This is a genomic window from Pseudomonas stagnisoli (genome assembly GCF_048595745.1).
Classification (GTDB): Bacteria; Pseudomonadota; Gammaproteobacteria; order Pseudomonadales; family Pseudomonadaceae; genus Aquipseudomonas; species Aquipseudomonas alcaligenes_A.
The window spans coordinates 3,479,201-3,499,945 of the sequence record NZ_CP184361.1 but is presented as its reverse complement, the minus strand read 5'-3'; the positions used below and the strand labels follow the sequence as shown (position 1 = coordinate 3,499,945).

Genomic DNA, 20,745 nt, shown 5'->3' with positions numbered 1-20,745 from the left:
CCCTCTCCCCCAACCCCTCTCCCGCAAGCGGGAGAGGGGAGTCATTCACTTGCGGGTTTCGGCGATAAACGCGCGCCAACCACCAAAGCTGGTGATGTCACGGGCGCCATCCAGCGCGTAGGGCTCGCAGATAAAGCCCTTGACCCAGCGGCCGTCGGCCAGCTCCAGGTTGCCTATGCCCAGCGGTGGCGGGATCTCGGCGACGAACTCGCCGAAGCGCGCCTGCGGTATGTCCCACAGCTCGACGATGATCTCGGCACCGTCCTCGGCGACCCGCGCCAGGCCCGGCTTGGGTGGCACGGTGCCGGGCAGGGCGTAGAGGCGGTAATGCGCGGCGCTGGTGGTTTGCTCCACCAGCACCGCATCGCGGGTGATGAGCTGGAAGTTCAGCGGCATACCGGTGAGGTGTGCGCCGACCACGGCAACACGGATGCAGCCCGGCGCCGTCTTATTACTGGCGGTTTGCGCTGGCAGCGGCTTGCCGGTGGTGCCCAGCGGCAGATGGATTGCCTGCTGCCAGCGCTGGCCGAAGGCGGCCAGTGCTTGGTCATGCCAGGCTGGGGCGAGCAGGGTGATGCCGGCTGGCAGGCCGTCGGCGCGCAGGCCCGCGGGTACGGCCAGGGCCGAGAGGTCTGCGAGGTTGGTGAAATTGGTGTAGGTGCCGAACTGGCTGTTGAACAGCACCGGTTCGGCCTCCATCTCGGCCAGGGTGCGGATGGTTGGCGAGGTCGGCACCACCAGAGCATCGAAGCCGGCCAGAGCGTCGTTGATCACGCGACTCAGTTCGGCGCGAATGTACTCGGCCTTGTAGGCGTCGCAGGCGCTGTACTTGTGGCCGTTCTCGACAATGCCGCGCACCACTGGGTTGATGTATTCGGGGTTCACGTCTTCCATCGCGACGGTGCGTTCGGCGACCCAGGGGCCGTAGTAGAGCTGCTCGGCCAGTTGCTGGAAGGGGGCGAAATCGATCTCCACCAGCTCGGCGCCCAGTTCGCGCAGTTTGCTCAGGGCGGCCCCATAGACGGCCTGGTTCTGGCTGTCGCCGAAGAACTCGGGTTTGGCCGGCACGGCCAGGCGCGGCTGGGCCGGCATGCCGACCTTGGCGTTGTTCGGGTTCTTGCGGCTGTAGGCGTCGGCGGCGTCGTAGCCGCCAGCGATATTGGCCACGGTCAGTGCATCACTGACGGTCAGGGCAAATACCGAGATGCAGTCCAGGGTCTTGCAGGCGGGTACCAGGCCAGTGTTCGGCAACCAGCCCTTGGTCGGCTTGAGCCCGACGATATTGTTGAAACCAGCCGGCACGCGGCCCGAGCCGGCAGTGTCGGTGCCCAGCGAGAAGGGCACCAGGCCACGGGCGACCACGCTGGCCGAGCCGGAGCTGGAGCCACCGCTGACGTAAGCCGGGTTGAAGCTGTTAGGCACTGCGCCATGTGGCGAACGGGTGCCGACCAGGCCGGTGGCGAACTGGTCGAGGTTGGTCTTGCCGATAAGGATGGCGCCGGCGGCGCGCAGACGCGCGACCACGGTGGCGTCGGCTGCAGCGGTGTAGGCGAACTCGGGGCAGGCGGCGGTGGTCGGCCAGCCGACAGCGTCGATATTGTCTTTGATGGCGAAGGGCACGCCGTAAAGCGGTAGTTTGCTCAGGTCACCTTTGGCAGCGGCCAGGCACTCGGCCAGAGCATCGAGCTGGTTTTGCAGCTGGCTGGGGGTTGCCAGGTTGATCCAGGCCGGATCTTCGCCCACCAGTTCCGCGAGCAGCTCGGCGAGTACACTCGGCTGCAGTTTGTCGCTGCGATAGGCGTGCTGCCATTCACTCAGGGTCCAGCCGAATCCGCTGTGGGACATCTTTCTAGATTCCTTCTTGTATCCAAGTTGGTGTTCCTAGAGCAGATGTCGTGCCAGGTTTATAACTGACTGTTTTGTGAGATTTTTATGTGATTTATTGCGTGCAATAGCGCCACTGTTGCCCTGTTTGAGGGCTGGCGAGCAGCGGTGGTGCGTCAGGATAGGGCGGGGATAGGCGTCAGGGGGCCAGGTAGCCCTTGACCCCGGTAAAGATGATCTGCGCGGCCAGGGCGCAGACGAACAGGCCCATCAGCCGGCTGAGGATCTGCAGGCCCTGCTGGCCTAGCAGGCGCTCGACCTTGTCGGACAGATAGAGCACCAGGCCTACCGTGACGCTGGCAATGGCGATGGCTGCAATGGCGATCAGCTTGTCGTCCCATTCCGGCTGGCTGATGCCCATCACCAGCAGCGCACCGATGGTGCCGGGGCCCACGGTAAGCGGGATGGTCAGCGGCACGATGGTGACGTCCTGGTTGACGTTGTCGGCCTGCACCGCCGACTTGCCCTGGGCCATGCCCAGTGCCGAGATGAACAGTACCGAGCCGGCGCCGATGCGGAAGGCATCGGCGGTGATGCCGAAGATCTCGAAGATGGTCTGGCCGAACAGGTACAGCAGCACGCTGGATATCAGGGTGCCCAGCGCGACCTTCCAGGCCAGCCGCTTGCGCTCCTTGGTGCTGTAGCCCGGCGTCAGGCCGATGAAGCAGGACAGCACGAAGAACGGGCTGTAGAGAACCAGCATCTTCAGGTAAATGGTGAACAGCAAGGACAGCATGGGAACGGCTCGCCAGTGGAAGTGCAGCACAGCATAGAGGGCGACGGCCGGAGGCCGCTACCCGGGGTTCAGGAGGGCAGGGCGTCGCGCTGGCGGCGTTCGCGTTCACCGACCCAGTGGGCGATCAGCTCGCGCAGCTGCGACATTTCCACCGGCTTGGACATGTGCCCGTCCATGCCGACCTGGCGCGCGCGTTCCTTGTGCTCGGACAGGATATGCGCGGTCAGGGCCACCACCGGAGTGCGCTCGCGGCGCTCGCGGTGCTCCCACTCCCGCAGGCGCTCGGTGGCGGAGAAACCGTCGAGGACCGGCATCTCGCAATCCATCAGCACCAGGTCGTACTGGCGTTCCTGCATGGCGCGCAGGGCTTCCTCGCCGTTGCTGGCGGTATCCGGGTTGAGGTTGAGCTTGCTCAGCATGCCGCGGATGACCTTGGTGGAGATGCTGTTGTCCTCGGCTACCAGGATGCGGAAGTCCTGTGGTACCTGCAGCGTGCCGGTTTCGGCTGGCAGCGGTTGCACAGCGCCCGCCTGGCGCTGGGCGAGTTCGTCGGCCAGCACAGTCTTGAGGGTATAGCCGGCCACCGGCTTGGCCAGGATGCGCTTGATCCCGGCGTTGCGCGCGATGATCTTACTCGGCGCATTGCTGATGCCGGTCAGCATGATCAGCAGGATGTCGTGGTTGAGGTTGGGGTCTTCCTTGATCTTGGCGGCCAGCTGCATGCCGGTCATGCCGGGCATCTCCTGGTCCAGCAGCACGGCATCGAAGTACTCGCGCAGATGCGCCTTGGTGCGCAGCAGGGCCAGGGCCTCCTTGCCGGACGCCACGGCACTGACCTGCAGGCCCCAGGCGCTGCATTGCTGTTGCAGGACCTTGCGGCAGGTCTCGTTATCGTCGACCACCAGCAGGCGCGCACCCTGCAGCGGACCGTCGAGGTCGGCGGTGGGTTGTTCCAGGCGCTGCGGGTCGAGTGGCAGGGTCAGCCACAAGGTGCTGCCGGTGCCGGTGCCGCTCTGCACGCCGAACTGGCCATCCATCAGGCGCGCCAGCTGGCGGGCGATGATCAGGCCGAGGCGACCGCCGAGTTTGCTGGCGCTGAGGAAGTCGCTGCTGTGCAGCTGGGTGTTGAGCAGGGCATCACGCTCGCCGGCTTCCAGCGGGCGACCGCTGTCCTGCACGGCAATGCGCAGGCTGGGCGTCTTGCCTTCGGTATCCAGGGCTACCACCAGCAGAATCTCGCCCTCGTCGGTCTGGCGGAAGGCGTTGTCCAGCAGGCTCAGCAGAATCTGGCGCAGGCGTGTGGGGTCGCCACTGATGACCCGGGGCACCTGCGGCTGGGTGAAGTTGATCAGCTCGACTTTCTGTTGCTCGGCCTTGGCGCGGAAGATGTCCAGGCAGTCGTCGATCAGCGCATTGAGGTCGAACTGCACGTCGTCCAGCTCGATCTGCCCTGATTCCAGCTTGGAAATGTCGAGAATTTCGTTGATCAGGGTGAGCAGCTCGTTGCCCGAGCTGTGGATGGTCTGTACGTAGTCGCGCTGCTTGGCTGACAGCGGGGTGCCGAGCAGCAGTTCGGTCATGCCCAGCACGCCGTTCATCGGGGTGCGGATCTCGTGGCTGATCTTGGCCAGGAACTCGGCCTTGGCCTTCAGCTCGGCGCTGGTGGCGGCCTCGCTGGTGCGCTGGAACAGGGTCTCGCTCTGGATCTGCCGCTGTCGCTCGGAGAGCGCGATGCTCAGCACCAGGCCGGCGATCATGGCCACGCTGAACAGGCTGAGCACCAGCCAGCCGGGGTTGAGCTGGTCGAAGCCGAACAGCACGGGGCCGAGCGTGGCGAAGCCCAGGTCGAAGATCAGCATGCCGGCGAGAATCAGGCGAGCCGGGCGGTAGCCATTGCGCCAATGGATGAAGGCGATGGCCGGTACGGTCAGCGCCACCAGTACCACCAGGCCATAGACCAGCCAGCTGTGCCAGAACAGCCCGGTGAAGCCGATCATGGCGGCTGCCGCGGCGATCAGGGCGAATTCCAGGTGCAACAGGTGGCGCAGCGGGCTGTGTTCCGCCGGGCTGCCGCTGAAGAAGAAGCGGGTGTAGCCGAGGATGCACAGGGCGGCGGTCAGGGCTGCCAGGTCGGCGATCAACGACTGGTTGTAGCTCTGTTCCGGCAGCAGTACGGCCAGCAGGCCGATGTTGGCGGTGGCGCACAAGGCCAGGGCAACGTGCATGCCGGCCAGCCACAGGTTGCTGGCGGTAGGCGAGTAGGCCATGCGCAGCAGGTTGAACAGGGCCAGCAGCATGAGGCCGCCGAGCAGGGCGCCGAACAGGTAGGCGGGCTTCTCCTGGGCCACCAGCTGCGGTTCGTCGATGACCTTGAACCACATCATCAGGGCGTGGTTGGAGGTCATGCGCAGGTAGGCGGTGCGCGGCTGTTCATCGTTGGGCAGGCTGAACAGGTAGGCCCGCGACGGCAGCGGTCGCGAGCTCAGGGTCAGGGCTTCTCCGGTGCGCAGCTGCTGTTCCAGCACGCCGTCCCGGACCAGATAGAAGTCCAGATGCTGCACGCGCGGCGCGAACAGCCAGAGCCAGTGCGGGGCGCTGAGGGCGCGGGTTTCGACTTTCAGCCAGATGGCCTGGGGGGAGGCGGGAAGGGTGAAGGCAAGACGGTCCAGCGGCTGAAAGCGCGAGTTCTGTGCCTGCACCTCGGCAAAACTCAGCTGCGCGGACTTGTCCAGCAGGATCGACCAGCTCTCCTCGGCGATCTGCTGCGGCGCAGCCGACACCTGCAGGCCCAGGAGCAGGCTGACGATGAATCCTGTGGCGATCCAGAGCCGGCGCACAGTGGAGTCCCTTCTATGAGTGATGCCCCGATTATAGCTATGGCTTATGCGCAAAAGGCAGCCATGTCGGCTGCCTTTCTGGGGAGTTTACCGCATCTTTACCATGCGGCCGGTCGCGAATCGGCGCGACCGGGCTGACGGATCAGCTCTCGCCCTGCTCGCGGGCGATGGCGCGGTAGCCGATGTCGGTGCGGTAGAAGCTGCCGTTCCAGCGGATCTGCTCGGCCAGGCGGTAGGCCTGCTGCTGGGCGGACGACACGCTCGGGCCGATGGCGGTGGCGCACAGCACGCGGCCGCCGGCGGTGACAATCTGGCCGTCCTTCAGCGCGGTACCGGCGTGGAACACCTTGCCGTCGATCTTCGCTGCGGCGTCCAGGCCCTCGATCACGTCACCCTTGGCGTAGTCGCCCGGATAACCACCGGCGGCGATCACCACGCCCACGGTCGGACGCGGGTCCCAGGTCGCCTCGACCTTGTCCAGCGCCTTGGCCAGCGCGGCCTCGACCAGCAGCACCAGGGAGGATTCCAGGCGCAGCATGACCGGCTGGGTTTCCGGGTCGCCGAAGCGGCAGTTGAACTCGATGACTTTCGGCGCGCCGCTCTTGTCGATCATCAGGCCGGCATAGAGGAAGCCGGTGTAGACGTTGCCTTCGCTGGCCATGCCGCGCACGGTCGGGTAGATCACTTCGTCCATCACGCGCTGGTGCACGTCGGCAGTGACTACCGGAGCCGGCGAGTAGGCGCCCATGCCGCCGGTGTTCGGGCCGGTGTCGCCGTCGCCGACGCGCTTGTGGTCCTGGCTGGTGGCCATCGGCAGTACATTTTCGCCGTCGACCATGACGATGAAGCTGGCTTCTTCGCCGTCGAGGAACTCCTCGATCACCACGCGCGCACCGGCGTCGCCGAAGGCGTTGCCCGACAGCATGTCGCGCACCGCGTCTTCGGCTTCGCCCAGAGTCATGGCGACGATCACGCCCTTGCCCGCGGCCAGGCCGTCGGCCTTGACCACGATCGGTGCGCCTTTCTCGCGCAGGTAGGCCAGGGCCGGCTGGACTTCGGTGAAGTTCTGGTAGTCGGCAGTGGGGATCTTGTGGCGGGCCAGGAAGTCCTTGGTGAAGGCCTTTGAGCCTTCCAGCTGGGCGGCGGCGGCGGTGGGGCCGAAGATGTCCAGGCCGCGCGAACGGAACAGGTCGACCACGCCCTTCACCAGCGGCGCTTCCGGTCCGACGATGGTCAGCTGTACGTTCTTCTCGGCGAAATCGGCCAGTTGCTCGATGGCCAACACGTCGATGGCCACGTTCTCGCACTTGGCTTCGGTGGCGGTGCCGGCGTTGCCCGGGGCGACGAAGACCTTCTCGACGCGCTTGTCCTGCGCCACTTTCCAGGCCAGGGCGTGCTCGCGGCCGCCGCTGCCGATGATCAGTACGTTCATGTCTCTCTCCTTGTGGAGGCGGGCCCTGGGCCCGTTCGGTGGATAAGCAGAGCGTTATCCACCCTACGAAATGGGGGGCGCGTAGGGTGGATGGCCGCAGCCATCCACCGCTCCATCAATCAGTGACGGAAATGACGCATGCCGGTGAACACCATCGCGATTCCCGCTTCATCAGCGGCCGCGATGACTTCGGCATCGCGCATCGAACCACCCGGCTGGATCACTGCAGTGATGCCGACCTTGGCGGCATTGTCGATGCCGTCGCGGAACGGGAAGAAGGCGTCCGAGGCCATTACCGCGCCGGCAACCTGCAGGCCGGCGTGTTCGGCCTTGATGGCGGCGATGCGCGCGGAGTTGACCCGCGACATCTGGCCGGCGCCGACGCCGATGGTCTGGCGGCCCTTCGCATAGACGATGGCGTTGGATTTGACGAACTTGGCCACTTTCCAGGCAAACACCAGGTCGTGGATTTCCTGTTCGGTCGGGGCGCGCTTGGTCACTACTTTCAGGTCGGCGGCGGTGATCATGCCGATATCGCGGCTCTGCACCAGCAGGCCACCGTTGACGCGCTTGAAGTCCCAGCCGGCGGCACGTTCGGCCGGCCACTCGCCGCATTCCAGCAGGCGCACGTTGGCTTTGGCGGCGACCACGTCGCGGGCGGCCTGGGAGACTTTCGGGGCGATGATCACTTCGACGAACTGACGCTCGACGATGGCCTTGGCGGTTTCGTCGTCCAGCTCGCGGTTGAAGGCGATGATGCCGCCGAAGGCCGACTCGGTGTCGGTGGCATAGGCCAGGTCGTAGGCCTTGCGGATGCCGCCTTCTTCATCGGTGGCCACGGCCACGCCGCACGGGTTGGCGTGCTTGACGATGACGCAGGCCGGCTTGACGAAGCTCTTCACGCACTCCAGCGCGGCATCGGTGTCGGCCACGTTGTTGAACGACAGTTCCTTGCCCTGCAGCTGCACGGCGGTGGAGACGCTGGCTTCGCCGCGCTGGGCCTCGACGTAGAACGCCGCGCTCTGGTGCGGGTTTTCGCCGTAGCGCATTTCCTGAGCCTTGATGAACTGACTGTTGAAGGTGCGCGGGAAGGCGCCGCGGTCTTCGGTGGACAGGGTGTCGCGGCTCTGGTCGATGGTGCCCAGGTAGTTGGCGATCATGCCGTCGTAGGCGGCGGTGTGCTCGAAGGCTTTCAGGGCCAGATCGAAGCGCTGGGCGTAGCTCAGGCCGCCGGCTTTCAGGCTTTCGACGATGCCGGCATAGTCGCTGGCGTTGACCACGATGGCCACGTCTTTGTGGTTCTTGGCGGCAGAGCGGACCATGGTCGGGCCGCCGATGTCGATGTTCTCGATGGCATCGGCCAGGTCACAGCCCGGCTTGGCCACGGTGGCGGCGAAGGGGTAGAGGTTGACCGCGACCAGGTCGATCGGCTTGATGCCGTGCTGCTCCATCACCGCGCCGTCGAGGGCGCGACGGCCGAGGATGCCGCCGTGGATTTTCGGGTGCAGGGTCTTCACGCGACCGTCCATCATCTCCGGGAAGCCGGTGTAGTCGGCGACTTCCACCGCAGCCACGCCGCTGTCCTTGAGCAGCTTGTAGGTGCCGCCGGTGGAGAGGATTTCCACGCCGAGGGCCTCGAGTTCGCGGGCGAATTCGAGGATGCCGGTCTTGTCGGAAACGCTGATCAGGGCGCGGCGAACGGGGAGGCGGGTGGTCTGGTCGGTCATTGCAAAGTCCATCGGAGCTGAGGAATTCAGTAAAAAAGGGCGGCTTGTGCGGGCCGCCCTTTTCCAGGCATTCGGGTGATTACAGCAGATCGTATTGCTTGAGCTTCTTGCGCAGGGTGCCGCGGTTCAGGCCGAGCAGTTCGGAGGCCTTGGTCTGGTTACCCTTGACGTGGTTCATCACGGTTTCCAGCAGCGGCGCTTCGACCTCGGTCAGGACCAGGTTGTAGACGTCGGTGACGTCCGCCCCCTCGAGATGGGCAAAGTAGTTGTGCAGGGCCTTCTCCACACTGTCGCGCAGGGTCTGGCCCTGTTCGAACGGTGTGTTCAGGTGCTGCTTCAGGTTGGCGTTGTCGCTCACGGGTACTGCCCCATCAAAAACTGATTGCTCAAAAAAAGGCTCGGTCATCCTCGTCATGCGGCCACCTCATTTCCCTTATTGTTCTGCTCGGCGAAGAACTGCCGAACTGCGGTGTACTGCGCGTCCGTACTTTCCAGACGATTGAACTCGGCGCGAAACTCGCGGGCGCCGGGTAGAGTTGCCAGGTACCAGCCGACATGCTTGCGGGCGATGCGTACACCCATCAGGTCGCCATAGAAGGCGTGCAAGGCGGCCAGGTGTTCCAGCAGGATCCGTTCTACTTCGTATAGTGTCGGCGCCGGCAGCTCCTTGCCGGTTGCCAGGAAATGGGCGATCTCGCGGAAGATCCACGGCCGCCCTTGCGCCGCACGACCGATCAGCAGGGCGTCGGCGCCGGTGGCGTCGAGTACCTGCTGGGCCTTGTGCGGCGAATCGATGTCGCCGTTGGCGAACACCGGAATGGAGATCGCCTGCTTGATCGCGGCGATGGTGTCGTACTCGGCGGCGCCGGTGTACAGGTCGGCGCGGGTTCGGCCGTGTACGGCCAGGGCGCTGATGCCGGCCTGTTCGGCGATCTTCGCCACGGTTATGCCGTTCTTGTTCGCGCGATCCCAGCCGGTACGGATCTTCAGAGTCACCGGCACATCGACGGCCTTGACCACTGCACTGAGGATGGCCGTCACCAACTCTTCATCTTTCATCAATGCCGAGCCGGCCGCCTTGTTGCACACCTTCTTGGCTGGGCAGCCCATGTTGATGTCGATGATCTGCGCGCCCAGCTCGACATTGCGACGGGCGGCCTCGGCCAGCATCTCGGGGGCGCCACCGGCGATCTGTACCGAGCGCGGCTCGGGATCGCCCTCGTGTACCAGGCGCAGGCGCGACTTGCGGCTGTTCCACAGGCGCACGTCGCTGGTGACCATCTCGGAGACCACCATGCCGGCGCCAAGGCGCCGGCACAGCTGCCGGAACGGCTGATCGGTGACGCCCGCCATGGGGGCGAGGATCAGCGGGTTGGGCAGTGTGTAAGGGCCGATGCGTACCACCGACATGGTCATCCCTGTTGTCTCGAAGGTCGTTTCGGGCAATGGCGTAGCCTGCCAGAGAGCGAAACGGCGATCGGGGGAGTGCGAAAAAGGGAGGGCATGATACCCGCTCTCGATGACCGGATAAAGGCTGTTTTGAACAAATTATGAGCAGCCATCGGGTTATTGCCGTTGGCTAGGTGACAAGGCTGGAGCGCCGGAAATCCGGCGTCTGTGGCCTATTCGGGGGAGTGGAAGCTGAGGCTGTAGTTGACCGCTTTGGCGCCCGGATCCTTGATCTCCAGGGAGATGTGGATGGGTGTCTGCGGCGGCATCTCGTCCTGGCCGGCCAGCTCGCCGCTGAGGTACTCGCTGGGGCGGAAACGGCTGCTGGCGATCAGCTGGCCGTTGAGGTCGGCGAAGCGCAGTTCCAGCAGCGGGAAAGGCTGGGCGAACTGGGCGCGGTTGTAGAGGATGGCGTCGACCATCAGCGCGTCCATGTATTGCGGATGACTGCGCACCACGAGGTTGGTGCTGCGGATCTGCGCGATATCGACCTTGGACGGCAGGGTGCAGCCGATTTCCGGGCAGATCGCCTCGAACCAGGGCCGGTACTGGTCCTGACGTGCCAGTTCCTCGAAGTGATACACCGTGTACTGGGTGGCCAGCGCGCCGGCGGCGATGATGTTCAGCAGGCCCCAGCCGATCCAGCGGCCCCAGGGCTTCTTCGGCTGCTGCCAGTCGAGGTGGAGCGGGTCTTCGCTGAGTTCCAGCAGGCTGTCGTCGCGCAATGCCGGTTCGCTGCGCACCGGCTTGGCGGGCTGTGCCGGCGTCGGCTCGGCGGCGATGCGGTAGTCGCCATCGGCGATCTCTTCGGCATCCTCTTCATCGGCGGCGGACAGGTTGCCCAGCGGCGGCTCCTCACGTTCCGCAGGCGGCTCCTCGACGGGCTTGGCGCGAACCTGGGGTTCGGCGCGCAGCGGCTCGGGTGCGGGCTCCGGGCGCGGGCGCACGGGCGCCATGGTGGCGGTCTTGCGTGGCGGCTCGTCCTTGATCAGCGATTCGGCCCAGCTCTCGTCGTGGCGATTGTCTTCCTCGTCGGCATGCAGCAGGTGTGTGCCCGGCTTGGGGGCGCTGTCCATTGCCAGGAATTCGCGGGACAGCTGCATTTCCTGTTCTTCCAGCTTGGCCAGTTCCTCGTCGAGGTCGAGGCTGTCCAGGTCCAGATCGTCGTGAATCCACAGGGTGTCGACGGACTTCTTCTCGGCCGCTGCGGGTTGGGCAGGCTTGGCCGGTACCGTAGTCGGCGCCGGTTGCGCGGCGACCGGTTGGGCCGGCGCGCTGGGCGCGGGCACTGCAGCTGCGGCTGGTGCCGGACGGGGTGCGGGCGCAGGCGCTGCCGGGGCCGAGGGGCGCGCGGCAGTCGGCGCTGTGGTCGGTTTGCTGACCCGATTCTGATCCACCAGCAGTTGCTGGGCGGCATTGAACACGCGCATGCAGGCCCCGCAGCGCACGGCGCCATGGGCTGCGCCCAGCTGCGCGCGACTGATGCGGAAGCTGGTACGGCAGTGGGGGCATTGGGTGACGAAGCTGTCGGTCATGCGGCGGTCCGTGCGAAACAGGGCGCTAGTTTACCCAAGCCGGGGCCCGGGTCGACAAGCTCTAGGCGCGTTTGACGCCGCTGATGCGTACCCAGCCGTCCTTGATCGCGGTCGGATCGAGGTCGAAGGCGTCTGCATAGGCTGCGCGTACCTCCTCGGCCTGCTCGGCGAGGATGCCGGACAGCGCCAGGCGGCCGCCGGCCTTGACCAGGGCGGTGATCTGCGGTGCCAGGGAGACCAGCGGGCCCGCCAGGATGTTGGCGACCACCACGTCGGCCGGCTGTTGCGGCATGTCGGCGGGCAGGTAGACCGGGAAACGCGCCGGATCGATGCCGTTGCGTCCGGCATTGTCGCGCGAGGCCTCCAGCGCCTGCGGGTCGATGTCGGTGCCGATGGCCTGCGGCGCGCCGAGCAGCAGGGCGGCAATCGCCAGGATGCCCGAGCCGCAGCCAAAGTCGATCACCGTGCAGTCATTCAGGTTCTGACCGTCCAGCCATTCCAGGCACAGCGCGGTGGTCGGGTGGGTGCCGGTACCGAAAGCCAGGCCCGGATCGAGCAGCAGGTTGACCGCCTCCGGCTCAGGCGCGGCGTGCCAGCTCGGCACGATCCACAGGCGCTGGCCGAAGCGCATGGGCTGGAAGTTGTCCATCCAGCTGCGTTCCCAGTCCTGGTCTTCGATGTGCTCGATCTCGTGGGCCGGCAGTTCGCCGCCGGTCAGCAGCTGCAGGTGCGCGACCAGGTTGGCCGGGTCGGTATCGGCCTCGAACAGCGCCAGCAGGTGGGTGTTGGACCACAGCGGAGTGGTGCCCAGGTCCGGCTCGAAGATCGGCTGGTCTTCGGCGTCCATGAAGGTGACCGACACGGCGCCGACGCCGAGCAGGGCATCCTCGTAGGTTTCCGCCTGTTCCGGGGTGATGGCGAGACGGACTTGTAACCAGGGCATGGCGAACCTCATGGACGGTGTTGCGTGGGCGCGCAGCTTACTTGAGGGGGCGGCGCCCCGCCAGTTCAGGCGCTGAAACGACAAGGGCCGCCCGAGGGCGGCCCTTGTTCACGGCAGGATAATCAGTGCTTATCCATGCCCAGCTTCTTCTCGAGGTAGTGAATGTTCACACCCCCTTTGAGGAAGCCCTTGTCGCGGGTCAGGTCGCGGTGCAGCGGGATGTTGGTCTTGATACCGTCGACCACGATCTCGTCCAGGGCGTTGCGCATGCGTGCCATGGCTTCGTCGCGGGTACGACCGTAGCTGATCAGCTTGCCGATCAGCGAGTCGTAGTTCGGCGGTACCGAGTAGCCGCTGTACAGGTGCGAGTCGACGCGGATGCCGTTGCCGCCCGGGGCGTGGAAGTGCTTGACCTTGCCGGGGCAGGGCATGAAGTTGTCCGGGTCTTCGGCGTTGATCCGACACTCCAGGGCGTGGCCGAGGATCTTCACGTCTTCCTGCTTGATCGACAGCTTGTTGCCGGCGGCGATGCTGAGCATCTCCTTGACGATGTCGATGCCGGTGACCATCTCGGTGACCGGGTGTTCGACCTGCACGCGGGTGTTCATCTCGATGAAGTAGAAGCGACCGTCTTCATAGAGGAACTCGAAGGTGCCGGCGCCGCGGTAGCCGATTTCGACGCAGGCATCGACGCAGCGCTTGAGCACTTCGGCGCGGGCCTTCTCGTCGATCTGCGGAGCGGGGGCTTCTTCCAGCACCTTCTGGTGCCGGCGCTGCAGCGAGCAGTCGCGGTCATACAGGTGGATAGCGTTGCCCTGGCCGTCGGACAGCACCTGGACTTCCACATGGCGCGGGTTGCCGAGGAACTTCTCCAGGTAGACCATCGGGTTGCCGAACGCAGCTCCGGCTTCGGTGCGGGTCAGCTTGGCCGACTTGATCAGGTCTTCTTCCTTGTGCACCACGCGCATGCCGCGACCGCCGCCGCCGCCAGCGGCCTTGATGATCACCGGGTAGCCCACTTCACGGGCGATGCGCAGGGCTTCTTCCTCGTCTTCCGGCAACGGGCCATCGGAGCCCGGGACCACCGGCACGCCGGATTTGATCATGGCTTCCTTGGCGGACACCTTGTCGCCCATCAGGCGGATCACGTCGCCGGTCGGGCCGATGAAGGCGAAGCCGGACTTCTCGACGCGCTCGGCGAAGTCGGCGTTCTCGGCCAGGAAGCCATAGCCCGGGTGGATGGCGGTGGCGCCAGTCACTTCGGCGGCGCTGATGATGGCCGGAATGCTCAGGTAGGACTGCGCGCCCGGCGCCGGGCCGATGCACACGGTCTCGTCGGCCAGGCCCAGGTGCATCAGGTCACGGTCGGCGGTGGAGTAGACGGCCACCGTCTTGATGCCCATTTCCTTGCAGGCGCGCAGGATGCGCAGGGCGATTTCGCCACGGTTGGCGATCAGGACTTTCTCCAGCTTCTGCATCGCAGGTTCCCCGCGCATCAAACGATGGTGAACAGGGGCTGGTCGTACTCAACCGGCTGGCCGTTCTCGACGAGGATCGACTCGATCACGCCGCTGGCCTCGGCCTCGATGTGGTTCATCATCTTCATGGCTTCGACGATGCACAGGATGTCGCCTTTCTTCACGGTCTGGCCGACTTCGGCGAAGTTGGCCGAGGTTGGCGAGGCGGCGCGGTAGAAGGTGCCGACCATTGGCGAGCGCACCACGTGACCGTTCAGCTTGGCGGCGGCCGGCGCGGCGTCGGCCGCCGGGGCGGCAGCGGCGACCGGTGCAGCCGGGGCGGCGACCGGGGCCGGAGCGGCGGCGTAGATCGGCTGGGCGGCCATGGCCTTGTTGCTGTGGCGGCTGATGCGCACGGACTCTTCGCCCTCGCGGATTTCCAGCTCGTCGATACCGGACTCTTCCAGCAGCTCGATCAGTTTTTTGACTTTACGGATATCCATAGTTTTGCAACTCCCAAGGGTGAGGTCAGGGGCGTTCTAATTGTTCCAGGGCAGCCTCCAAAGCCAAGCGGTAGCCGCTGGCGCCGAGGCCGCAGATCACTCCCACCGCTACGTCGGAAAAGTAGGAGTGATGGCGGAAGGGTTCGCGCTTGTGCACGTTGGACAGGTGCACTTCGATGAATGGGATGCTCACCGCCAGCAACGCGTCACGTAATGCGACGCTGGTGTGAGTGAAAGCGGCCGGATTGATGACGATGAAGTCGACTCCTTCACCTTTCGCCGCATGAATGCGCTCGATCAGCTCGTACTCGGCATTGCTCTGCAGGTACAGCAGGTGGTGGCCGGCGGCGCGGGCGCGCTGCTCCAGGTCCTGATTGATCTCGGCCAGGGTGGTGGCGCCGTATTTGTCGGGTTCGCGGGTGCCCAGCAGGTTGAGGTTGGGGCCGTGCAGCACCAGTAGGGTGGCCATGGGCGCTTCCTTGTTGTTCTGACCGTGGATTGGCCGGGACTATGCCGAAAGCGCCGCAGGCTGTCCAGTTGCCGGAAATAGTCGGCACGATGGACGAAGTTTGCGGCAGAAATATGACGTTGTCAGTTCTGTCGCGAGGCGGCGCGGGCCAGGCGTTCGGCGAAGTCGGCGGCGCTGATTTCACCTACGACACGCAGATCGGCCCATTCGTCACCCTTTGGCCCGAAGAACAGGATCGCTGGCGGCCCGAACAGTTGGTAACGGTCGAGCAGGGCGCGCTGATCCTCGCGGCTTTCGGTGATGTCGAAGCGGATCAGCCGGTAGCCGCCCAGCTGCGCGGTTACGGTCGGTGCGCTGAGGACCTCGCGCTCGATCACCTTGCAGCTGATGCACCAGTCGGCGTACCAGTCCAGCAGCAGTGGCTGGCCGGCGCTTTTCGCCTCGGCCAGTGCGGCATCCAGTTCGGCCGGGGTGGTCACGGTCTGCCATTCGCCATGCTGCGCGCGGGGCGCCGCGACAGCTGCACCGACCTGGGCCTGCCCCAGCGGGCGCAGCGGATCGCTCTCACCCTGCAGGGCGCCGACCCAGGCGACCAGCGCGTAGACCAGCAGCGGCAGGCCGATCAGCTGCGCCAGCTTCTGGTGGTGGGTCTTGGGCGTCAGCTCCAGCACGCCTAGCCACAGGGCGATACCGGCAGCCAGCAGGCCCCACAGCGCCAGGGCGACCGGGCCGGGCACCACGCGTTCGAGCAGCCACACGGCCACAGCCATCAGCAGGGCGCCGAAGGCATTGCGCACGGTGACCATCCACGGGCCGGACTTCGGCAGCAGGGCGCCGCCACCGACGGCAAACAGCACCAGCGGCGTGCCCATGCCCAGGCCCAGGGCGAGCAGCTTGAGGCCGCCGCCGAGGGCGTCGCCGCTGCTGCTGATATAGAGCAGCGCGCCGGCCAGCGGCGCTGACACGCAGGGCGACACCAGCAGGCTGGAGAGCACACCGAGGGCTGCGGCGCTGAGGATGGTGCCGCCATGCAGGCGTTGACTCAGGCGCTGCAGGCGACCGTCGATGGCGGCCGGCAGGCGCAGTTCGAGGAAGCCCAGGCTGGCGGCGCCGAACAGGGCGAAGAAGATGGCGAATGGCGCCAGCACCCAGGGCGACTGCAGGCGCGCCTGCAGGTTGAGTTCGGCGCCGAACAGGCCCATCAGCGCGCCGAGGATGGCAAAACTGAGTGCCATCGGCAGTACGTAGGCCAGCGACAGCACCAGGCCACGAGCGCCGCCGGGTTGGCCGCGCAGCACCACGCCGGTGAGGATCGGCAGCATCGGCAGCACGCAGGGGGTGAAGGTCAGGGCCAGGCCGCCGAGGAAGAACAGCGCCAGTTCCTTCCAGGTCCAGCCGGCCGGTGCCGGTGCCGGTGCGCTGGGCGCTGTGCTGGCAGCCGGTTCGGTCGGTGCCGCGCCCTGGCCGTCGACTTCGATGCGCTCGTTTTCCGGTGGGTAGCACAGGCCCTTGTCGGCGCAGCCCTGGTAGGACACATGCACGGTGAAGGGCAGGTCGATGGGGTTGTCGATCGGCAGGTCGATGTCGGTGACGCCGTAGTACACCTCGACATCGCCAAAGTACTGGTCGTGCTTGGGCTTGCCCGCCGGCAGCCGCGCTTCGCCCTTGGCCAGGTCGCTGGGCTCGATGCGGAACTTGAACTGGTGGCGATAGAGGTAATAGCCCTCGGCCGCCACGAAGCGCAGCTTCACCGACTGGGCGTCACTGCTCACCAGGCTGAGGCGGAAGGCCTCGCGCACCGGCAGGAAGTCGCTGCTGTTGTTCAGCGGAGTATCTTCGATCACGCCGCGCGGGGCCGGGTCGTCGAACAGACCAGCCAGGGCGGGGAGGGTGAACAGCAGCAGGAACAGAGGGAGCAGACGGCGCATGACGGGCTCGCACGACGGACTTGGCGGGCATCATACCCAAGTCCGGCAGCGGACCCCAGGCGACCGGGTGGCGCAGTGCGTAAGCGGATATTGTCGGCCGACGCGCGGCGGCTAGGCGACGCGAAATGCCTGCACCGCCGTGTGCAGCTGGCTGCCCAGTTGCAGCAGCTGTTCGCCCTGGGCGCGGCCCTCGCCGATGCGGGTCAGGTTGTCCCCGCCCAGGCTGTGGATGCGTTCGCTGCGGTTGCGGATTTCACTGGCGGCGCCGCCCTGCTGAGCGGTGGCCTCGGCGATGCGCTCGGCCATGCTGGCGATGGTGCGGATGGCTCCGACCACCTGATCCAGTGCGCCGTCGGCCTGTTCGGCCTGGCTGGCCGTGGTCTCGGCATGCTCGACCTGGGCGCGCATGGCCGCCACTGACTGCTGGGCGGCTTGCTGCAGGCGGGCGATCAGTTGCTGGATTTCTTCGGTCGCCCCACTGGTGCGCTGGGCCAGCGAGCGTACTTCTTCGGCGACCACGGCGAAGCCGCGGCCCATCTCGCCGGCGCGTGCCGCCTCGATGGCGGCGTTGAGGGCGAGCAGGTTGGTCTGTTCGGCCACGCCGCGAATCACCGTGAGCACCTGGCCGATGGTGGCGGTCTCGGCGGCCAATTGTTCGATCGACTGGGCGTTGCCCTGTACCTCGCCCACCAGATCATGCAGGCCCTTGAGGCTCTGTTCGATCACCCGCTGGCCCTGCTCCACGGCGCGGCTGGCGGCGCGGCTGGCATCGGCGGCCTGGCTGGCGTCAGCGGCCACGCTGGCGATGGTGTGTTCGAGCTCGCCAAGGGCGTCGCGAATCTGCGCCGTGTCGGCCAGCTGGCGCTCGGCGCCGCCGTGCAGGCCCTGGCTCAGCTCGGCCAGGGTGCGGCTGCTGCCAGCCACCTCGCCAGCATGCTGGTGGATGGTGCCGACCAGCTCGACCAGGTATGTACGCAGTCGGTTCAGAGAATCCTCGATGTCGCGCATCTCGCGGGTGCGTGCCTGCAACCGGATATCGGCGGCGAAGTCGCCCCCTGCCCAGGTCGACAGGGCCGGAGCCAGGCGCGTGAGGACATGGCTCATGCGCCGCTGGATCTGGTCGAGGAACAATGCAATCAACAGGATCAGGCCAATTGCCAGGCCTTGCACCAGGCGCACTTCGCCCTGGATACGCGCATGCTCGGCGCGTACCTCCGGTTCCAGCGCGGCCAGGGCCTGCTGCAGGTCATCGACCCGTCTGGTGCTCGCGCTGGCCAGTTCGGCGCGCTGGCGGACCAGCGCCTGGGTGCGCTGCAGTTCGGCCGGATAGCGCTTGAGCAGGCTGCTCAACTCGCGCTTGAGGGCGATGCCCTGATCCTCGGCCTGCTCGTCTTCGGCGCCGCTGTCCAGGCCGAGCATGGCGGCGAAGCTGTTGCCGGCGTCGCTGCTCTCGGTGACGCCGAGCAGCGGCAGGCTTTGCAGTTCGCTGGCGCGCAGGCTGAGTGCCGCCAGTTCGCGCTCCACGTCACCGGCCAGCTCGCTGCGGCCACTGCTGACCAGCTTGCCGCGAGCGTGGGCGAGACGCGCCAGGTGTTGAGCGGCCTGGAAGAGCGTCAAGGAGTAAGTGCTGGCCTGTGTGTTGCCGCTCGTGGTGGCGTATTGCTGCAGCTGATCCAGGGTTCCGCCGATTTCGCGTTCGGCCTGCAGCAGCAGGCCTTGCGGGTCGCCCGCCAGCTTGCCGGCGGCGAGCAGATCGCCGGCGACGAACTGGCTGAGCTCTTCCAGGCTCGGGCGCAGGTTGTCGGCCAGGTGGGGCGGCAGTTCGCCGAGTTGCGTGGCCAGTGCCTCGATGGCCTGCTGGGCCTGCTTGTGGCGCAGGGCGTCGCCGCTGCCCAGGTAGGCCTGGACGTTGTCCGCGACCTGGTGCTGAAACTGTTGTGACAGGCTCAGGTATCGCTGCATCAGCAGGTAAGGACGCTCCAGCGCGGTCTCGGACCACCAGAGGGTGCCGCCGAGGGCGACACAGGCGGTGACCAGCAGGACGGTGGAGAGGTTGGTGAGCTGCTTGAGACGCATGATCGGGCACCGGGGGAGCAACGAGGTGGTGCCTGGAGGTTATTGCGATTTGGTTACGGCTTTATGACGGCGTGATCTGGGTCACGCTTCGTCGAGGAAGATTTCGACCCGGTTACGGCCGCCTCGCTTGGCGATATAAAGCGCCTGGTCGGCCTGCTTGGACAGGGTGTTGCCGTCCATCCCGTCGCGCAGCTCGGCGATGCCGCAGCTGAAGGTGCAGGACAGGTCGTGCGGTTGTGCCGGGTAGTGGATCTCGGCGAAGCGCCGGCGGATCTCGTCGAGCACCTTGGCGGCGGCCACGGCATCGGTATCCGACAGCACGACGGCGAATTCCTCGCCGCCGTAACGGCCGATATGGTCGGTCTTGCGCAGACGCTGCTTGAGGAACAGTGCCAGGCTCTTGATCACTCGATCGCCCATGGGGTGGCCATAGGTGTCGTTGACCTTCTTGAAGTGGTCAATGTCGAGCATGGCGAAGGTCAGCGGCTGGCCGTCGCGGCGGGCGCGGAAGCGCGCATCTTCCAGCAGCTGCAGGGTGTGGGTGTGGTTGTACAGCCCGGTGAGGCTGTCGCGCACCATGCGCGCCTTGAGGTTGCGTGCCCGCGCCGCGCGGTTGCGCACGGTGGCGATCAGGTGGCGCGGCTTGATCGGCTTGGTCAGGAAGTCATCGCCGCCCTCGCTCATGGCGTCGAGCTGCTTGTCCAGGTCGTCCTCGGCGGACAGGTAGATGATCGGTACGCTGACATAGCGGTCGTTGTGGCGGATCACCTTGGCCAGCTCGGTGCCGTTGCACTCGGGCATGTACATGTCGAGGATGATCAGGTCGGGCTGGAACTCGGCCAGCTCGGCCATCGCCTGGATCGGCTCGGTGAGGGTGCGGGTGACGATGCCGGCGCTGTTCAGTACCCGCTCGGTGTGGGTGGCCTGGGCCCGCGAGTCATCGACGATCAGCACCTTGTAGGGGTCGTAGTGGACCACGTTGGTGAGGATCTCGATGCGCTCGATCAGGCCGGAGGCGTCCAGGCTGCCGGTGAAGAACTCCTGACCACCGGCGCGCACGGCGGCCAGGCGGGTCGGGGTATCGACGTCGTCATGGCTGAAGAACAGTAGCGGCAGCTTCTGCTCCAGGCCTTGCTGCGCCTCGGCAGCCAGCTGCAGGCCGAGGCCCGGGCCGGCGAAGTCCACTTCCATCAGAATGGCGGCCGGATGACGCTCGGCCATGGCGGCGCGGAACGCAGCGGCGCTGCCGAAGTGCTGGGCGCTCAGGCCGAAGAACTCCAGCTGCTGGGCCAGGCGCTGGGCACGGTCCTGATCCTGCAGGGCCAGGTACACCGGTTTGCGCAGTGGTGGCAGGAAGGTCTGCTCGTACTGGTCGCCATGGCGCAGGCCGGTGCGCGACAGGCGCTGCATGAGCTGGTTGAGTTCGGTGATCAGCTGGCTGTTGAGACGGCCGCGGTTGCCTTCCACGGTTTCCAGGCACTGACCGATGCCGCGGGCCAGCTGGATGTGCAGGTCCTGTTCGAAGCGTTCCGCGTAGCGCAGCAAGCCGAGGTTGGTCTCCGCCAGTTCGGCCATGACGCCCGCGCCCCACTCTTCCTGTTGCAGGCGCTGCCACACTTCCAATACCTGGCGGGCCTGGTGGATCACGCGCTTGGCGAAGTGTTGCTTGAGGCGGTCGCGACTGGGATCTTCGTGCTCGTTCATGACAGACATCTGATGGTAATCCAGCTGATGGCTGGGTGATGGCATGATGCTACCACTGGTAACAT

General features: G+C 66.1%; 14 protein-coding genes and 1 pseudogene. All 15 read right to left on the bottom strand.

The window, feature by feature from the left end; translation table 11 throughout:
* Window positions 1-45: 45 nt before the first annotated feature.
* The gene (gene atzF / locus ACOAPY_RS16865; RefSeq protein WP_465154088.1) at window positions 46-1,845 is read right to left on the bottom strand and encodes an allophanate hydrolase; all 1,800 of its coding nucleotides are present in this window, start codon (window positions 1,843-1,845) and stop codon (window positions 46-48) included.
* 178 nt (window positions 1,846-2,023) lie between these two features.
* Window positions 2,024-2,617 (bottom strand): MarC family protein, encoded by a 594-nt coding sequence (locus ACOAPY_RS16860; protein ID WP_372237603.1) that lies wholly within the window; start codon window positions 2,615-2,617, stop codon window positions 2,024-2,026.
* A gap of 71 nt (window positions 2,618-2,688) precedes the next feature.
* Entirely contained in the window at window positions 2,689-5,457 is a 2,769-nt protein-coding gene (locus tag ACOAPY_RS16855; protein WP_465154087.1) for a hybrid sensor histidine kinase/response regulator, read from the bottom strand.
* A 142-nt stretch (window positions 5,458-5,599) separates the two neighbouring features.
* Window positions 5,600-6,889 (bottom strand): phosphoribosylamine--glycine ligase, encoded by a 1,290-nt coding sequence (purD, locus tag ACOAPY_RS16850; protein ID WP_465154086.1) that lies wholly within the window; start codon window positions 6,887-6,889, stop codon window positions 5,600-5,602.
* A gap of 119 nt (window positions 6,890-7,008) precedes the next feature.
* The gene (gene purH, locus ACOAPY_RS16845) at window positions 7,009-8,616 is read right to left on the bottom strand and encodes a bifunctional phosphoribosylaminoimidazolecarboxamide formyltransferase/IMP cyclohydrolase (RefSeq protein ID WP_465154085.1); all 1,608 of its coding nucleotides are present in this window, start codon (window positions 8,614-8,616) and stop codon (window positions 7,009-7,011) included.
* A 79-nt stretch (window positions 8,617-8,695) separates the two neighbouring features.
* Complete coding sequence (gene fis / locus ACOAPY_RS16840; RefSeq protein ID WP_021701445.1) at window positions 8,696-9,031, bottom strand: DNA-binding transcriptional regulator Fis; 336 nt, start codon at window positions 9,029-9,031, stop codon at window positions 8,696-8,698.
* Window positions 9,028-10,026 carry a tRNA dihydrouridine synthase DusB gene (gene dusB / locus ACOAPY_RS16835; RefSeq protein ID WP_465154084.1) on the bottom strand — a complete coding sequence of 333 codons (999 nt, stop codon included), beginning with the start codon at window positions 10,024-10,026 and terminating at the stop codon, window positions 9,028-9,030. The genes fis and dusB overlap by 4 nt, the downstream gene beginning before the upstream one ends.
* Window positions 10,027-10,238: 212 nt before the next feature.
* A complete protein-coding gene (locus ACOAPY_RS16830) occupies window positions 10,239-11,600 on the bottom strand; it encodes a DUF3426 domain-containing protein (RefSeq protein ID WP_465154083.1) in 1,362 nt (453 codons plus the stop codon).
* Between the two features lie 61 nt (window positions 11,601-11,661).
* Window positions 11,662-12,543, bottom strand: coding sequence for a 50S ribosomal protein L11 methyltransferase (gene prmA / locus ACOAPY_RS16825; protein WP_465154082.1), 882 nt, complete (start codon window positions 12,541-12,543; stop codon window positions 11,662-11,664).
* A 122-nt stretch (window positions 12,544-12,665) separates the two neighbouring features.
* Entirely contained in the window at window positions 12,666-14,021 is a 1,356-nt protein-coding gene (gene accC, locus ACOAPY_RS16820) for an acetyl-CoA carboxylase biotin carboxylase subunit (RefSeq protein WP_076579857.1), read from the bottom strand.
* A 17-nt stretch (window positions 14,022-14,038) separates the two neighbouring features.
* Window positions 14,039-14,503 (bottom strand): acetyl-CoA carboxylase biotin carboxyl carrier protein, encoded by a 465-nt coding sequence (gene accB / locus ACOAPY_RS16815; RefSeq protein ID WP_237045414.1) that lies wholly within the window; start codon window positions 14,501-14,503, stop codon window positions 14,039-14,041.
* Between the two features lie 25 nt (window positions 14,504-14,528).
* Window positions 14,529-14,972, bottom strand: coding sequence for a type II 3-dehydroquinate dehydratase (gene aroQ / locus ACOAPY_RS16810; protein WP_021701439.1), 444 nt, complete (start codon window positions 14,970-14,972; stop codon window positions 14,529-14,531).
* A 122-nt stretch (window positions 14,973-15,094) separates the two neighbouring features.
* Window positions 15,095-16,900 carry a protein-disulfide reductase DsbD gene (gene dsbD, locus ACOAPY_RS16805; protein WP_237045413.1) on the bottom strand — a complete coding sequence of 602 codons (1,806 nt, stop codon included), beginning with the start codon at window positions 16,898-16,900 and terminating at the stop codon, window positions 15,095-15,097.
* Window positions 16,901-17,011: 111 nt separating this feature from the next.
* Window positions 17,012-17,530, bottom strand: a pseudogene (locus ACOAPY_RS16800) (methyl-accepting chemotaxis protein); the annotation flags it as partial.
* 1,527 nt (window positions 17,531-19,057) lie between these two features.
* Entirely contained in the window at window positions 19,058-20,689 is a 1,632-nt protein-coding gene (locus ACOAPY_RS16795; protein WP_465154081.1) for a GGDEF domain-containing response regulator, read from the bottom strand.
* Window positions 20,690-20,745 lie beyond the last annotated feature (56 nt).

What these genes read in the sequence shown, in the direction of transcription:
- ACOAPY_RS16795 (WP_465154081.1), bottom strand. Translation starts at nt 20,689, where the DNA reads ATGTCTGTCATGAACGAGCACGAAGATCCCAGTCGCGACCGCCTCAAG.
- prmA (WP_465154082.1), bottom strand. Translation starts at nt 12,543, where the DNA reads ATGCCCTGGTTACAAGTCCGTCTCGCCATCACCCCGGAACAGGCGGAA.
- purD (WP_465154086.1), bottom strand. Translation starts at nt 6,889, where the DNA reads ATGAACGTACTGATCATCGGCAGCGGCGGCCGCGAGCACGCCCTGGCC.
- fis (WP_021701445.1), bottom strand. Translation starts at nt 9,031, where the DNA reads ATGACGAGGATGACCGAGCCTTTTTTTGAGCAATCAGTTTTTGATGGG.
- dusB (WP_465154084.1), bottom strand. Translation starts at nt 10,026, where the DNA reads ATGTCGGTGGTACGCATCGGCCCTTACACACTGCCCAACCCGCTGATC.
- dsbD (WP_237045413.1), bottom strand. Translation starts at nt 16,900, where the DNA reads ATGCGCCGTCTGCTCCCTCTGTTCCTGCTGCTGTTCACCCTCCCCGCC.
- aroQ (WP_021701439.1), bottom strand. Translation starts at nt 14,972, where the DNA reads ATGGCCACCCTACTGGTGCTGCACGGCCCCAACCTCAACCTGCTGGGC.
- accB (WP_237045414.1), bottom strand. Translation starts at nt 14,503, where the DNA reads ATGGATATCCGTAAAGTCAAAAAACTGATCGAGCTGCTGGAAGAGTCC.
- atzF (WP_465154088.1), bottom strand. Translation starts at nt 1,845, where the DNA reads ATGTCCCACAGCGGATTCGGCTGGACCCTGAGTGAATGGCAGCACGCC.
- purH (WP_465154085.1), bottom strand. Translation starts at nt 8,616, where the DNA reads ATGACCGACCAGACCACCCGCCTCCCCGTTCGCCGCGCCCTGATCAGC.
- accC (WP_076579857.1), bottom strand. Translation starts at nt 14,021, where the DNA reads ATGCAGAAGCTGGAGAAAGTCCTGATCGCCAACCGTGGCGAAATCGCC.
- ACOAPY_RS16830 (WP_465154083.1), bottom strand. Translation starts at nt 11,600, where the DNA reads ATGACCGACAGCTTCGTCACCCAATGCCCCCACTGCCGTACCAGCTTC.